16 protein-coding genes, 3 tRNA genes and 1 riboswitch are annotated in these 12,819 nt (G+C 43.4%); of the genes, 9 read left to right on the top strand and 10 right to left on the bottom strand.

The window, feature by feature from the left end:
* Positions 1–56: 56 nt before the first annotated feature.
* The 6 genes from F957_RS07860 (at position 57) to lysM (ending at position 3,804) form a co-directional block, all read left to right on the top strand.
* Positions 57–617 carry a YceD family protein gene (locus tag F957_RS07860; RefSeq protein ID WP_016541727.1) on the top strand — a complete coding sequence of 187 codons (561 nt, stop codon included), beginning with the start codon at positions 57–59 and terminating at the stop codon, positions 615–617.
* A gap of 75 nt (positions 618–692) precedes the next feature.
* Positions 693–878, top strand: coding sequence for a 50S ribosomal protein L32 (rpmF, locus tag F957_RS07865; protein ID WP_004638135.1), 186 nt, complete (start codon positions 693–695; stop codon positions 876–878).
* Positions 879–1,075: 197 nt separating this feature from the next.
* Positions 1,076–2,068, top strand: coding sequence for an ACP S-malonyltransferase (gene fabD / locus F957_RS07870; RefSeq protein ID WP_016541728.1), 993 nt, complete (start codon positions 1,076–1,078; stop codon positions 2,066–2,068).
* Positions 2,065–2,799 carry a 3-oxoacyl-ACP reductase FabG gene (gene fabG / locus F957_RS07875; protein WP_016541729.1) on the top strand — a complete coding sequence of 245 codons (735 nt, stop codon included), beginning with the start codon at positions 2,065–2,067 and terminating at the stop codon, positions 2,797–2,799. The genes fabD and fabG overlap by 4 nt, the downstream gene beginning before the upstream one ends.
* A gap of 86 nt (positions 2,800–2,885) precedes the next feature.
* The gene (gene acpP, locus F957_RS07880) at positions 2,886–3,122 is read left to right on the top strand and encodes an acyl carrier protein (protein WP_004655272.1); all 237 of its coding nucleotides are present in this window, start codon (positions 2,886–2,888) and stop codon (positions 3,120–3,122) included.
* A gap of 208 nt (positions 3,123–3,330) precedes the next feature.
* The gene (lysM, locus tag F957_RS07885; RefSeq protein WP_016541730.1) at positions 3,331–3,804 is read left to right on the top strand and encodes a peptidoglycan-binding protein LysM; all 474 of its coding nucleotides are present in this window, start codon (positions 3,331–3,333) and stop codon (positions 3,802–3,804) included.
* A 79-nt stretch (positions 3,805–3,883) separates the two neighbouring features.
* Here the strand turns inward: lysM and F957_RS07890 are convergent, their stop codons facing one another.
* A complete protein-coding gene (locus F957_RS07890) occupies positions 3,884–4,651 on the bottom strand; it encodes a hydroxymethylpyrimidine/phosphomethylpyrimidine kinase (protein ID WP_016541731.1) in 768 nt (255 codons plus the stop codon).
* Between the two features lie 93 nt (positions 4,652–4,744).
* Between F957_RS07890 and F957_RS07895 the strand changes: the two genes are divergently transcribed.
* Positions 4,745–5,419, top strand: a complete 675-nt coding sequence (locus F957_RS07895; RefSeq protein WP_016541732.1) for an HAD-IA family hydrolase — start codon at positions 4,745–4,747, stop codon at positions 5,417–5,419.
* A 47-nt stretch (positions 5,420–5,466) separates the two neighbouring features.
* On the opposite strand, the gene ribB is transcribed toward F957_RS07895, so the two are convergent.
* Positions 5,467–6,126 (bottom strand): 3,4-dihydroxy-2-butanone-4-phosphate synthase, encoded by a 660-nt coding sequence (gene ribB / locus F957_RS07900; RefSeq protein ID WP_016541733.1) that lies wholly within the window; start codon positions 6,124–6,126, stop codon positions 5,467–5,469.
* A 98-nt stretch (positions 6,127–6,224) separates the two neighbouring features.
* Positions 6,225–6,384, bottom strand: a riboswitch (FMN riboswitch).
* A gap of 186 nt (positions 6,385–6,570) precedes the next feature.
* Here ribB and F957_RS07905 point away from each other — a divergent pair.
* Together F957_RS07905 and F957_RS07910 are read left to right on the top strand one after the other, a co-directional pair.
* Positions 6,571–6,777, top strand: coding sequence for a hypothetical protein (locus tag F957_RS07905; RefSeq protein ID WP_016541734.1), 207 nt, complete (start codon positions 6,571–6,573; stop codon positions 6,775–6,777).
* A gap of 11 nt (positions 6,778–6,788) precedes the next feature.
* Complete coding sequence (locus F957_RS07910; RefSeq protein ID WP_016541735.1) at positions 6,789–7,970, top strand: hypothetical protein; 1,182 nt, start codon at positions 6,789–6,791, stop codon at positions 7,968–7,970.
* Positions 7,971–7,985: 15 nt separating this feature from the next.
* On the opposite strand, the gene F957_RS07915 is transcribed toward F957_RS07910, so the two are convergent.
* The 8 genes from F957_RS07915 to F957_RS07950 all read right to left on the bottom strand — a co-directional run bounded on the left by F957_RS07915 (position 7,986) and on the right by F957_RS07950 (position 12,799).
* Complete coding sequence (locus F957_RS07915) at positions 7,986–9,776, bottom strand: patatin-like phospholipase family protein (protein ID WP_016541736.1); 1,791 nt, start codon at positions 9,774–9,776, stop codon at positions 7,986–7,988.
* Between the two features lie 190 nt (positions 9,777–9,966).
* The gene (gene panD, locus F957_RS07920; RefSeq protein WP_004655255.1) at positions 9,967–10,347 is read right to left on the bottom strand and encodes an aspartate 1-decarboxylase; all 381 of its coding nucleotides are present in this window, start codon (positions 10,345–10,347) and stop codon (positions 9,967–9,969) included.
* 139 nt (positions 10,348–10,486) lie between these two features.
* Positions 10,487–11,068, bottom strand: a complete 582-nt coding sequence (pth, locus tag F957_RS07925; protein WP_016541737.1) for an aminoacyl-tRNA hydrolase — start codon at positions 11,066–11,068, stop codon at positions 10,487–10,489.
* A 19-nt stretch (positions 11,069–11,087) separates the two neighbouring features.
* Positions 11,088–11,384, bottom strand: a complete 297-nt coding sequence (gene rplY, locus F957_RS07930; protein WP_004655250.1) for a 50S ribosomal protein L25 — start codon at positions 11,382–11,384, stop codon at positions 11,088–11,090.
* A 97-nt stretch (positions 11,385–11,481) separates the two neighbouring features.
* Positions 11,482–12,435: a ribose-phosphate pyrophosphokinase gene (locus F957_RS07935; RefSeq protein WP_005273299.1), complete on the bottom strand. Its 954-nt coding sequence runs from the start codon at positions 12,433–12,435 to the stop codon at positions 11,482–11,484.
* Between the two features lie 37 nt (positions 12,436–12,472).
* Positions 12,473–12,547: transfer RNA gene (locus tag F957_RS07940), tRNA-Gln, on the bottom strand.
* An 84-nt stretch (positions 12,548–12,631) separates the two neighbouring features.
* Positions 12,632–12,706 (bottom strand) — tRNA-Gln (locus tag F957_RS07945).
* Positions 12,707–12,724: 18 nt separating this feature from the next.
* A tRNA-Gln gene (locus F957_RS07950) sits at positions 12,725–12,799 on the bottom strand.
* Positions 12,800–12,819: the final 20 nt, after the last annotated feature.

The following is a 12,819-nucleotide window of genomic DNA, read 5'->3' as shown; positions in this document are numbered from 1 at the left end:
TTGTATCTTAATCTTTGACAGAGTACCGATGAATTTGTAGAATTGCCGCCTTAATTATGTCAGCAAATACCTTTCCGGCACAGATTGAGCCGTTTAAATGGGCTGAACAGGGCTTTACATGGTCAGGCACACTGCCATTGTCTCGCTTTGCTCGTATCGCTCGTGAAGCTGTTGGATCAATTAATGATCGATTGATCAACGTAGACTGTAAGCTATCAATGGATGCATATCATCGCATTGTATGGCTAGATGGACATATTGAAGCGAAAGTTCCAATGGAATGCCAACGTTGTTTGGATACTGTTGAAACTGAACTTACTTCAAGTTTTCATTTGGCTTTGATCGATGATGAGTCACTGATAGAGCGCTTGGATGAGGATGCTGATTTCATCGTTTTAGGTGAAAGCGAGTCTTCGAAAAAAGGTGATTTTGATACACCTGCTTCGATTGATTTGCTCGCACTACTAGAAGATGAACTGTTATTGTTGATGCCTTTATCTCCCAAGCATGATGTTTGTGAGCATAAGCATCGACCTACCATTCAGGACGTTGTCGAAGAAAAGCGGGATAACCCGTTTGATGTTTTGGCAAGTTTGAAGGGTAAACTTAACTCATAATTTGTGATATAATGTTGAGTTAAGACAACTGAATTTGTTTCTGATCCATTTTTTCGATCTTTGTAAGGAGCCATCATGGCCGTTCAGCAAAACCGTAAAAGTCGCTCTCGCCGTGACATGCGCCGTTCACATGACGCTTTAACCGAGAATGCATTATCTGTAGACCAAACTACTGGTGAAACTCATCGTCGTCACCACGTGACTAAAGACGGTATTTACCGTGGTCGTCAATTATTCGCTAAAGCAGCTGATGCTGAATAATTGAACCATATGCATTAAGCGTTAGCTTAAAGTATAGAAAAAATGGGAGCGAAAGCTCCCTTTTTTGTTGTTTTTCGCAATTAAAAAACGATTTAATCAATGGTAAATTGCCGCATCGGGAAAGAGTCTATTGTCATTCTCATGTAAAATCATGCGTGTTGATGAAATTGGCGATAGACCATTTTAAGGATTTTTATATGTCGACTAAACGACTTGAGCAGGCTGCTCAAGCAACAAAAACAGCATTTGTTTTTCCAGGTCAGGGCTCACAAAAAGCGGGCATGCTGGCTGAACTTGCAGAGCAGTTTAGTGTCGTTAAAGATACATTTGCAGAAGCATCAGAAGCGCTAGGTTTTGATCTTTGGCAGATTGCCCAAAGCGGTGAGGGTTTAGACCAAACTGAAAATACCCAACCTGTGTTACTGACTGCAAGTATTGCCTTATGGCGTGTTTGGTTGGAACTGGGTGGTATTGCACCGAAATACTTGGCTGGCCACTCTTTAGGAGAGTACAGCGCATTGGTTGCAGCAGAGGCAATGACTTTGGCTGATGCAGTGAAATTGGTGCATTTACGTGGCAAATTGATGCAAAGTGCCGTTCCACAAGGGACAGGCGCAATGGCTGCAATTCTTGGCTTAACAGATGAAAAAGTGATTGAGCTTTGTCAAAAAGCCAACGCTTCTGCTGCAGGGCAAGGTTCGGTTGAAGCGGCAAATTATAATGCACAAGGTCAAGTTGTGATTGCGGGTAGCACTGCTTTAGTTCAGCAAGTGATGGCAGATGCAAAAGAACAATCAGGAAAGGCCATTGCGTTGCCTGTTTCTGTGCCGTCACATTGTACGTTAATGAAACCTGCTGCAGAAAAGTTTGCTGAAGCTTTGGAACAAACTGCCATTGAGCTACCACGCCTTCCTGTAATACAAAATGTCAACGCGGAAATCGCGACAGATGTTGCTCAATTAGGTCAGGCATTAACGGCTCAATTGTACCAATCGGTACAATGGACACGGACCATGCAATATCTGCAAGATCAGGGTATTCAGTACGTGGTCGAATGTGGGCCAGGTACGGTATTGAGTAATCTTGCTAAGCGATTACCGAACATAGAAAAAGCATTTGCCATTGATAGCAAAGCACGTATGGAAGATGCCCTAAACGCAGTGTTAGTGGCAGAAGGAAAAATTGCATGACACAACAACGAAAAGTTGCGTTAGTGACAGGAGCAAGCCGTGGTATTGGCGCAGCGATTGCACAGCAACTCATTCAAGACGGTTTTTTTGTAGTAGGTACCGCGACTTCTGAAGCAGGCGCGCAAAAACTCACAGAAAGCTTTGCTGAGCATGGAGCAGGCGCTGTACTCGATGTTCGTGAAGGTGAAGCCATTGATGCACTGGTATCAGACATTGAGCAAAAATACGGTTCAGTGCTGGTATTGGTCAACAATGCAGGCATTACCAAAGATAACTTGTTGCTTCGGATGTCTGAAGATGATTGGGACGATATTCTCAATATCCATCTGAAAGCTGTTTACCGCTTATCTAAGCGCGTATTGAAAGGCATGACCAAAGCACGTTTTGGTCGCATTATTAATATCAGTTCAGTGGTTGCACACTTTGCCAACCCTGGACAAGCGAACTACTCCGCAGCAAAAGCAGGGATTGAAGCGTTCAGTCGTAGCTTAGCCAAAGAGATGGGGAGCCGTCAGATTACAGTGAACAGTGTTGCACCTGGTTTCATTGCCACTGAAATGACTGATCAGTTAAGCGAAGATATTCGTAAAAAAATGACTGATCAAGTAGCTTTAAATCGTCTAGGTGAACCTCAAGATATTGCTGATGCAGTGAGTTTCCTTGCCAGCGATAAGGCTAGTTACATTACTGGTACAGTTTTACACGTAAATGGTGGTCTATACATGGCCTAACTGGCGATGTATAAACTTTTAAAAAATCTTATATTCAATTAAACTAGTGGCAAATTAAAACGCCACAAGCAATGAGGAGAATTCCTGTGAGCGATATCGAACAACGCATCAAACAAGCGGTAGCTGAACAATTAGGTATGCGTGCTGAAGAGATTAAAAACGAAGCATCTTTCATGGATGACTTAGGTGCTGACTCTTTAGATTTGGTTGAACTTGTAATGTCTTTCGAAAACGATTTTGACATCACGATTCCAGATGAAGATTCAAATGAAATCACAACTGTTCAATCTGCAATCGATTACGTAACTAAGAAACTTGGTTAATCATCTTGCATGATCAAAAGCCACCGTCAGGTGGCTTTTTTGTGTCTATAAATTTTACAACAGTGTGTTTTTCATTAAGTTCTAATGCATATACATATATTTACAAGACCGCGTTAAATTGAAACTCGAGTGTTTTATTTTTTCTGTATAACTAGATATAAGTCTATTTTGACGATGAATGCGGTTAATAATTACAGAGGAAATAACAATGGGTCTTTTTGATTTTGTTAAAGGTATTGGTAAGAAAAATACAGCGCCTGCAGAGCCTCAAGCTGCGCCAGCAACACCAGCTGAACCCTCAGCTCAAGAGATTGCAAATAAATTATTAGGTTTGATCAAAAGTTTAGGTCTTGGGGTAGATGGCTTATCGGTGACGTATAACGGTAATACCGATACGGCAACCATTAAGGGGCAAGTGAAGAGTCAGGCCGATAAAGAGAAGATTGTACTTGCTGTCGGAAATATTGATCATGTTGCACAAGTGGATGATCAAATGACAGTCGAAACACCTGAGCCAGAAAGTAAATTCTATACGGTGAAATCAGGAGACAATCTGTCGAAGATTTCGAAAGAATATTATGGTGATCCAAACCAATACAATAAAATTTTTGAAGCCAATCGACCATTACTTAAAAATGCAGATGACATTTTCCCTGGTCAAGTACTGCGTATTCCACAATAATCTGTGGAGACTAAAAAAGGCGCGAGATGCGCCTTTTTTATTGAACTTAGATTCGAAAGTTTATTGTTCATGACACAGGTTAAAAGCGTTTTGGTATCTTTTGCCCATTCGGTACTGGGGTTTCTGCATGTTTTAACACACCAAATAACCAGGTTTCAGCATGTTGAACTGCAATTTTTAGCGAATCACCCAGCGCCAAACGTCCTGCAATAAAACTTGCCAGTGAACAACCAGAACCGTGATATTGACCTTCTAAGCGTGGACAGCTGCTTTCTGCAAGCATTTTACCATCGGCATAAAGCACATTACGGATATGATCAGGGGTATCTTCATGGCCACCTTTGACCAATACCGCTTTTGCACCCATTTCAAACAGTTTTTGGGTCGCTTGTTCAATATCATCCAGACCAGTTAAGGCTCTTAGTTCAACCGTATTTGGCGTGATGACTGTTGCCAGAGGTATCAACTCTACAAAAGCCAGAACTAAGGTTGCTTGGTCACCGAGCGAACCTCCACTATTTGCGACCAATACTGGATCAAGCACATAGAGATAATCGGGATGTTCACGCAAAAACTCAGCCAGTGCCGCAATATTATCTGTTGTGCCGAGCATACCTGACTTCACGCATTTAATTGGTAGGTCACCGACTACAGCATTGGCTTGCGCCAAGAGTAATTCTTTTGAAGTGGCTTCAAAACCAAACACTTGTTGCGAGTTTTGAATGGTTAAAGCGGTACAGGCAATGGCTGCATGTGCACCACTTTGTCCAATTGCTTCAATATCGGCCTGTAGGCCAGCTCCACCCGATGGATCTAAACCTGAAAAACAAAGTACGGTTGGACGCACTGCAATTTCCTTTTATTCTTCAATCTACGGTAGTATAGGGAAGTTTCGAGAAACTCTCGACTCTGTTGTGTAAGACTGCAAGAGATTGAACGAATGACGATCAAAAATATTCTCATCGATTTGGATGGAACCTTAACCGATCCTAAAACAGGGATTCATGGTTCAATTCGTTTTGCGCTAGAAAAATTAGGCCAACCTGTCGCTGATGATGTAGATCTGGATTGGACCATTGGGCCACCCCTCAAAGCATCTTTGGCAAAATTACTCAATACTCAGGATGATGACTTTGCTGAGCAAGCGTTACTTGCCTATCGAGAACGTTTTTCGGTGACAGGTTTATTTGAAAATGAAGTATATCCAACCGTGGTGGATACTTTGCAACAGTTGCAGGCGCAGGGCTATGCTTTGTTCTTGGCAACGGCTAAACCAATTATCTACGCCAAGAAAATTTTAGCTCATTTCCAGTTGGATCAATATTTTACCGAGATGTATGGCAGTGAGTTGACTGGTGAGAGAACTAACAAGGCGGATTTAATCGCTTATATTCTTGAACAACAGCAATTGGATGCTCAGCACTGTATCATGGTGGGGGACCGCCAATATGACATTATTGGTGCGCGTGCCAATGGCATTGAAACCATTGCGGTCAATTATGGCTATGGTCGAGCAGAAGAGTTGGCACAGGCGCAGCCAGTGACGCAAATTTCACAGTTTAGTCAGCTCATTGAAACAGTGGCTGAACTGAACGCAGAACGAAAAGTTTCATAAAACGAATTGTAAAAAGCCTCGATAATTCGAGGCTTTTTTGTATCTAATCAGACATTGTGTTTTAAGCGGTATTGCACCAATTCTTCGATGCTAATCACAGTTAAGTTATGTGTTTGTGCATAAGCAAGCACTTGAATCCCTGAAGCCATTGAGCCATCAGGATTGGTCAATTCACACAGTACCCCAGATGGTTTTAAACCTGCCAGACGTGCTAAATCAACAGTCCCTTCAGTATGACCGCGGCGACTTAGCACACCGCCTTCACGTGCGCGTAAAGGGAATACATGACCTGGACGACTGAGATCACTCGCCACAGCACCTTCTTTGGTGGCTGCCAAAACAGTGGTGACACGGTCTTTAGCAGACACGCCTGTGGTCACGCCTCGTGCCGCTTCAATGGTCACGGTAAATGCGGTTTTAAACTGACTAGAATTATCGATCACCATGGGTGGAAGTTCTAAATGGTCAGCCAAGGCTTCGGTTAGGCATAAACAGACAATACCCGAGCCATCTCGAATCATTTGTGCCATCGTTTCAACAGTCAGTGTTTCGGCAGCAATAATCAAATCTGCTTCATTCTCACGATCGAAGTCATCCATTACCAATACGGGCTTGCCTTGGCGGATATCTTCTAAAGCTTGTTGAATACGTTGCTCAGCGGGAGAAAGGGCTGAGAAGAACAGTTCGGGTTGAATTAAACTAGACATAATGAAACGCTCTCGTAAATAGGATACGGTTGAACATTTCAGGACTGATGTAAAAAATAAGCGTACACCAAAACAACGCAAAAAGCGTGTTTCGGTGGTTTCGTCTTCTTTCATCCGGACTATACCGTCGGCTTTGGTTTCTCACCAAATCTGCGAGTATATATAAATATATATACAGGCTCGTGGGCTGATTAGGTCATTGCAATGTGATGCCTAACTTACCACCGGTGGGGAATTACACCCCGCCCTGAAGCGATGTGTCTTGATTATAGCCAGATTTTTATGAGAAAAGGCAAGTTTTTTATAGAATGAATCGTTCTATAAAAATGAAAAAATAAGCTGAGAACTTGTTCATGTTTTTCTATTTATTGGTGAAACTGGTAATCGATTTAAATTGAGCATACACTCGAAAGATAAAACAACAATAATGCGGAGGGTTTAAGGATGGAGAAATCCGAGTTGGAACAATTAGCACAACAATTACATCGGCCTGTGATGAGTCTTAAAGCATTTTCTCAGCTCACCCAACAGGATTTGGCATGGCTTAATCAACAATTACAACATACCTTAGCGAATGAAGATCAGAAAATGGATCAGAGCTTGTATCAAACGCCTTTTTTTCTACGCTGGCTGTTTCGAGATAAAGCATAGGGAGTGCAGCCATGACTCGACTTGCGGTACAGGCAGAGATTATTAAATTGGCGCGTATTTTGAAGGTTACCGAAGCTGAATTGGCTTTTATGCAGCCCTTGGCACCAGAAAGTTTAAGACAATTCCGTTTTGCCATATTAGAGCGATTACAAAATCAGCAAAAAAAGCGTTTCCGTTATTTGGCTGCATGGGTGAATTGGTTACCGCGCTGGATTAGTGTGTTTATGGTGAAGCATTTTTTAGAACCCTTTATCGTGGCTCAAATTGCGGTGTATTTATCGACAGAAAGTTCTTATCGCATCGTAAAGCATCTGCCTGCTAAAACGGTTGCAGCAATTTCAGTGTATTTAGACCCACGCTTGGCAAGAGAGTTATTGGGCTATCTCACCACCCATCAGATTACAGACATCACCAAAGTTCTACTGGAACAACGTGATTTTGTCACGATAGGTCGCTTTGTCAGTATGTTGTCTGATGTAGTTCTACAAGATGTGGCGCAAGTCGTTGAGAGTGAAAGTGATCTGTTAGAGATTGCTTTTTTTATCGAGTCACGTGAGCAAATCGACCATTTGGTACATGTATTGCCCAAACAGCGGATTGAGAAAGCCTTATTGATTATTGGTGATCCAGCACAGCGCTTAGTTTGGCCCAAAGTTTTGGCCTTGATGAGTTATATCAGTTATGGGCTGAAGCAGGAGTTGGGCGATTTAGCAGTTTTGCAAGGCGAGCCTGTGGTCAATGCCATTATTCAAGCCACACAGGAAGATCAGTTGTGGGAAGATATGTTACCTGTGGTTGCTTGCCTGTCGGCACAAGCACAGCGTTTCGTAGCCAATTTGCCTGCATTGAGACAGGTAGAGATTATTCAGAGTATCGTCGAGGCAGCTGATCGTTGCGATTTATGGACCGATATGTTGGTGATTGTGAATTATATGCAAGATGAGGCTAGAGATGTCGTTGCAACCGCGATTGCACAAATTGATGAGCAAGTCCTGCATCATATTGCTTATGCTTCATTATTGCGCTCACAATGGGAGGTGACTTTTGACATCATGCGTCGCATGCCTGTTGCAAAGCAGCAACAATGCCACCGAATTCTAGATGGTTATATGCAGCAATTAGATCCGGAAACCTATCACTATTTAGATATTTTACTAGATCGTTATCAGATTCGGTCTGTACAGTTGTCATAGTTCAATCTAGTGGCTTTATGCATTAGGCAATGTTTCGCGAATGGGTAACAACATCTCAATGGCGTGGTTATAGCCAAGCTCAACCAATTCATCCAGTTTATGCCAATCAAACATCCCGATGCCTTCGATCGGCATGCGAACATGTAAATTTGCCCGCTCAATTGCAGCTGTTTGGATCATGGTATCACTGGCAAGAGTCGCGGTACGCATCAAGATTTCTGCCAGTCGTGGTGCGTGCAACAGTTTATCTTTAATAATTTTATTCCAGTTAAGCAGGGCGCTCTGATCTGGTTCTTCCAAGCCAATTCCAGGAACTCGAATGTCATCGTGCAGGCTGACATTACTGGCAATTATGGTCCCTCTTTCTAGGTTTTGCATGACATCTGTGGGGAGGTTGTTAATCACGCCGCCATCGCAGAGCAGATTTTCATGCCAAGCGACGGGTGGTGCAACACCCGGCACACTCATACTGGTACCGACCCAAGTCGCCAGTTCACCTTGATCATGAATCACGGCTTGACCTGTAGTAAGGTTGGTTGAAATACAGTAATAGGTCTGTCTGAGCTCTTCAATTCTGCGACTTCCAAAGATGGCATGCAGACGACTGTGGAAACGTTGTCCCCGAATGAGGGAAACCCGTGGCATGGTGTAATCATTGAGATAATTACGCGCCACAAAAGTCTCATAGGCAATATGCGTCATTTCGACACTGTCAAAACCACAGGCCACTAGCGCCGCGACAAAAGCTCCCATACTGGTACCACCGACAATATCAATCGGGATATGCAGTTGTTCCAAGGCACGGATCAAGCCGATATGGGCGAAGCCGCGTGCACCGCCGCCGCCAAGAACCAAACCCACCCCTTGACTGGAAATCTGTCGTGCTACCGCACAGATATCATTCTGTGCCCAAGGATGGACAAAGTAATGGGCACGAGCATGATAGAGCTGTTTCCAGATCAGGGTGTGCGGTGAAGGATCACCTTCGGAACGCAGTAAGACCAATTCAATTGGGCTTTGCCAGTCATGTTGGCTGAGGACGTGCGAGAGTGGGGTTTGGGTCGGGGTTTGATTGGCTTCTGCCAGAATCAGAATCCGATCTGCCTGATGTAAACAGCGTTTTGACCATTCATCTTCACTGTTATCGGCAGCATAAAGGACATAGCAATGTTTTTCTTCTAAGCTGGCAAGCCATTGTCTCAGTTGTAAATCCTCAGGGCTATAATCCAATGGGGTTTGGCTGAAATCTGTCCCAAACAGGGCATCAATATGTGCTGCAGTCACCAAACGCACATGCGGCCAGCGCTGTAAATGTTCAGTCAGTTTTTCTGCCAAATGGGCGGCGGGAATATGAGCGGAGACAGGAATGACTGAAAGTGTGCGACTGCTTCCCATCACATGGCAATGCTGTTGATCAGGCTGGGAGCGGTTGATAATCAGCCGAGATAAAGCGAATAGGACTTTGGGGTGTAGGTGAATAAAATCCAAAAATTGCTGCTGTGGAATTCCAATAAGCGCTGTATCCCGAACAGCATTGACTGTGCAATGATGAGGCTGATTGGAAATCACGCCAGTTTCACCGACAAGTTCATGACGACCATAATAGGTCAGTAATCCTGTTGTGCTGGTGAGTTTGACACGCCCATAGGCAACAATATAGACATGATCGGCAATGTCATGGGCGCAATAGAGTTGTTGTCCCGTTTGCAGATGACGTATATGGCAAAACGGAAGTAATGTTTCAAGTATCGCATGATCTAGATCAGCAAAGAGGCTAACTTTACTTAAAATATTAATAATATCCATATTGTTCAAATTATCTTTATTGTCTTTTTATTGAACAAATTTTAGTGCAATTTTACAAGTTTGCTTGCGTAAAACTTGGCCTTATTTTTCAGTGTTTTTGTATTTTTGTTCAAGTGCATGAGTGGGTTGTATTCATGCAATAAAAAAGCCATGAGCTGTGGCTCATGGCTTTTTAGGAATCTTTTATGGCTTATGCAATTTGTACAGGAATACAGTTTGCAGTGTGGTTCACTGTATTGTCTGGGTTTGCATAAACTAAACGTGGTTTGTGAAGATTGGCTTCGACTTCGGTAAAATCGCCGAAAGTTGCAATAATCACTAAATCACCAACATCAGCTTGGTGTGCTGCGCCACCATTCACTGAAATAATACCTGAGTCATCTTCACCACGGATTGCATACGTGGTGAAACGTTTGCCGTTAGTGACGTTCCATACGTGGATTTCTTCGTATTCACGAATCCCTGCTAAGTCCATTAATACGCCATCAATTGCACAAGAACCTTCATAATGAAGCTCTGCATGAGTCACAACTGCACGGTGAATTTTACATTTTAATAAACGAGATAGCATGGCTAGCGTCTCCTGAGTAAGACCTAAGATGATTATCTTATGGTTGACTTGTCACGTTTTCCGCGGGCTATAGGCGGTTTGATGCGCATTTTGCGCTTAAAAATGCAATATGGCAAGCGGGATTGATCAACAATTCAGTTTAAGCGGGTTTGTAAGCGTTAATTTGATTCATTGCCTGAGACACTTGTCCACCAACAAGCATTTTCACTTGAGATAGGGCATGGTCAATGGCTGCATCCATTAAGCCTTGTTCACTGCTAGGTGCTTTACCAAGCACATGACCAGAAACGCGTTCTTTGGCACCCGGATGTCCAATTCCAATACGTAGACGATGGAAATTAGCACCGATATGCGGGACGATATCGCGGAGACCATTGTGTCCACCGTGTCCGCCACCTGTTTTCAAACGAATAATGCCAGGATTCATATCCAGTTCATCATGCGCGATCAGGATTGCTTCAGGTGCAACTTGATAAAATTTTGCGAAAGGGACAACACTTTGACCAGAACGGTTCATAAAAGTGGTAGGGAGTAATAAACGGACATCATGACCTTCGATTTGGCCACGACCGCTGTATCCATGAAACTTAGGATCAGCTTTTAAAGAGATGCCATAACGATCTGCAAGCTGTTCAACGAACCAGAAGCCTGCATTATGGCGGGTTTGGGCATATTCCTTTCCAGGATTGCCCAAACCAACAATTAGCGAAATATTTGACACTAATTTATGCCTTTAACACTTATGCGCGTTTGAAGTCAGCGTGCATAGGCGTGTTTTTAGCTGGGTGACGTTGTAACGCTTGGATTTTAACGTTTTCAACTTTGTCACCGATTTTGATTTCGATTACTTCTTCGAAGAAAGCGTTGTTTTCTAAAGCTTTAACGATTTCACGAAGCTCTAAAGTAATGGTTACAGGCTCAGCGCTACCACCGTAGATGATTGCTGGAATTTGTGCTGCATGACGAAGGCGGCGGCTCGAACCTTTCCCTTGTTGTGCTACTTCACGTGCTTGAGCGTTTAATACGAAGTTTGCCATGGGCATATCCTCATTGAGTTTAATGAACTAAACTTGCGACCAGTTTAGTGATAGAAAAACCCTAGCGAGCTAGGGTTTAAGAAAAAAAGCTGGGCTATTATAGATAACTATCGAACATTGCGCTAATAGATTCTTCGTTATTGATACGACGAATTGTTTCAGCAACCATGCTAGCAACAGAAACTTGGCGAATTTTGCCTAAGCTCAATGCTTCATCTGAGAGTGGAATGGTGTCTGTAACAACCAATTCATCAATCACAGAATTACGAAGGTTATCAATCGCTTTGCCTGATAGAACAGGGTGAGTTGCATATGCAACAACACGGCGAGCACCAAATTGTTTCAGTGCATCCGCAGCTTTGCATAGCGTACCTGCTGTATCCACCATGTCATCTACGATGACACAGTCACGATCTTTTACATCACCAATCAAATGCATCACTTGTGATTCATTTGCTTTTTGGCGACGTTTATCGATAATCGCTAAGTCGATATCACCCATTTGTTTTGCAACAGCACGGGCACGAACAACACCGCCAACGTCAGGTGAAACCACCACGAGGTTATGATGTTGTTGTTGACGTAAGTCAGCCAATAACGCTGGCGTACCGTAAATGTTGTCAACAGGGATATCGAAGAAACCTTGAATTTGGTCTGCATGTAGGTCAATCATTACCACACGGTCAATTCCAACGGTTGTGAGCATATCTGCAACAACTTTCGCTGTAATTGGTACACGAGCAGAACGCGGACGGCGATCTTGACGTGCATAACCGAAATAAGGAATGACAGCAGTGATACGACCAGCACTTGCACGACGCAAAGCATCTGCCATGACCAAGATTTCCATGAGGTTATCATTGGTAGGCGCACAGGTAGACTGAACGATAAAAACGTCTTTACCACGAACATTTTCAGTAATTTCTACTGAAATTTCACCATCAGAGAACTTGCTTACAGAAGCAGCACCTAAAGGAATGTGTAAATGGCTTACGACTTTTTGAGCGAAATGTGGATGAGCACTTCCACTAAAAACGACAAGATTGGGCATGAAGCACCCTTGGCGGTTGGCTTATAATGAATTTGGATGGCAGGGGCGGCTGGATTCGAACCAACGGATGCCGAGATCAAAACCCGGTGCCTTACCACTTGGCGACGCCCCTAATGCGGCAGAACTTTAATAGTTTTACAGGATAATGTCAATATATTTGATCAAATATCAATATAAAACAAGTCTGTCTTAGATATGGCAGGGGCGGCTGGATTCGAACCAACGGATGCCGAGATCAAAACCCGGTGCCTTACCACTTGGCGACGCCCCTAAATTCGATGATATGTAATGGCAGGGGCGGCTGGATTCGAACCAACGGATGCCGAGATCAAAACCCGGTGCCTTACCACTTGGCGACGCCCCTATATATTACATATATCTATC

It is taken from the genome of Acinetobacter gyllenbergii CIP 110306 = MTCC 11365 (genome assembly GCF_000413855.1).
Lineage (GTDB): Bacteria > Pseudomonadota > Gammaproteobacteria > Pseudomonadales > Moraxellaceae > Acinetobacter > Acinetobacter gyllenbergii.
This window is presented reverse-complemented; position numbering and strand designations above follow the sequence as displayed.

Coding starts and splice junctions, on each gene's coding strand:
- F957_RS07860 (WP_016541727.1), top strand. CDS start 57: ATGTCAGCAAATACCTTTCCGGCACAGATTGAGCCGTTTAAATGGGCT.
- rpmF (WP_004638135.1), top strand. CDS start 693: ATGGCCGTTCAGCAAAACCGTAAAAGTCGCTCTCGCCGTGACATGCGC.
- fabD (WP_016541728.1), top strand. CDS start 1,076: ATGTCGACTAAACGACTTGAGCAGGCTGCTCAAGCAACAAAAACAGCA.
- fabG (WP_016541729.1), top strand. CDS start 2,065: ATGACACAACAACGAAAAGTTGCGTTAGTGACAGGAGCAAGCCGTGGT.
- lysM (WP_016541730.1), top strand. CDS start 3,331: ATGGGTCTTTTTGATTTTGTTAAAGGTATTGGTAAGAAAAATACAGCG.
- F957_RS07895 (WP_016541732.1), top strand. CDS start 4,745: ATGACGATCAAAAATATTCTCATCGATTTGGATGGAACCTTAACCGAT.
- ribB (WP_016541733.1), bottom strand. CDS start 6,126: ATGTCTAGTTTAATTCAACCCGAACTGTTCTTCTCAGCCCTTTCTCCC.
- F957_RS07905 (WP_016541734.1), top strand. CDS start 6,571: ATGGAGAAATCCGAGTTGGAACAATTAGCACAACAATTACATCGGCCT.
- F957_RS07910 (WP_016541735.1), top strand. CDS start 6,789: ATGACTCGACTTGCGGTACAGGCAGAGATTATTAAATTGGCGCGTATT.
- F957_RS07915 (WP_016541736.1), bottom strand. CDS start 9,776: ATGGATATTATTAATATTTTAAGTAAAGTTAGCCTCTTTGCTGATCTA.
- panD (WP_004655255.1), bottom strand. CDS start 10,347: ATGCTATCTCGTTTATTAAAATGTAAAATTCACCGTGCAGTTGTGACT.
- rplY (WP_004655250.1), bottom strand. CDS start 11,384: ATGGCAAACTTCGTATTAAACGCTCAAGCACGTGAAGTAGCACAACAA.
- F957_RS07935 (WP_005273299.1), bottom strand. CDS start 12,435: ATGCCCAATCTTGTCGTTTTTAGTGGAAGTGCTCATCCACATTTCGCT.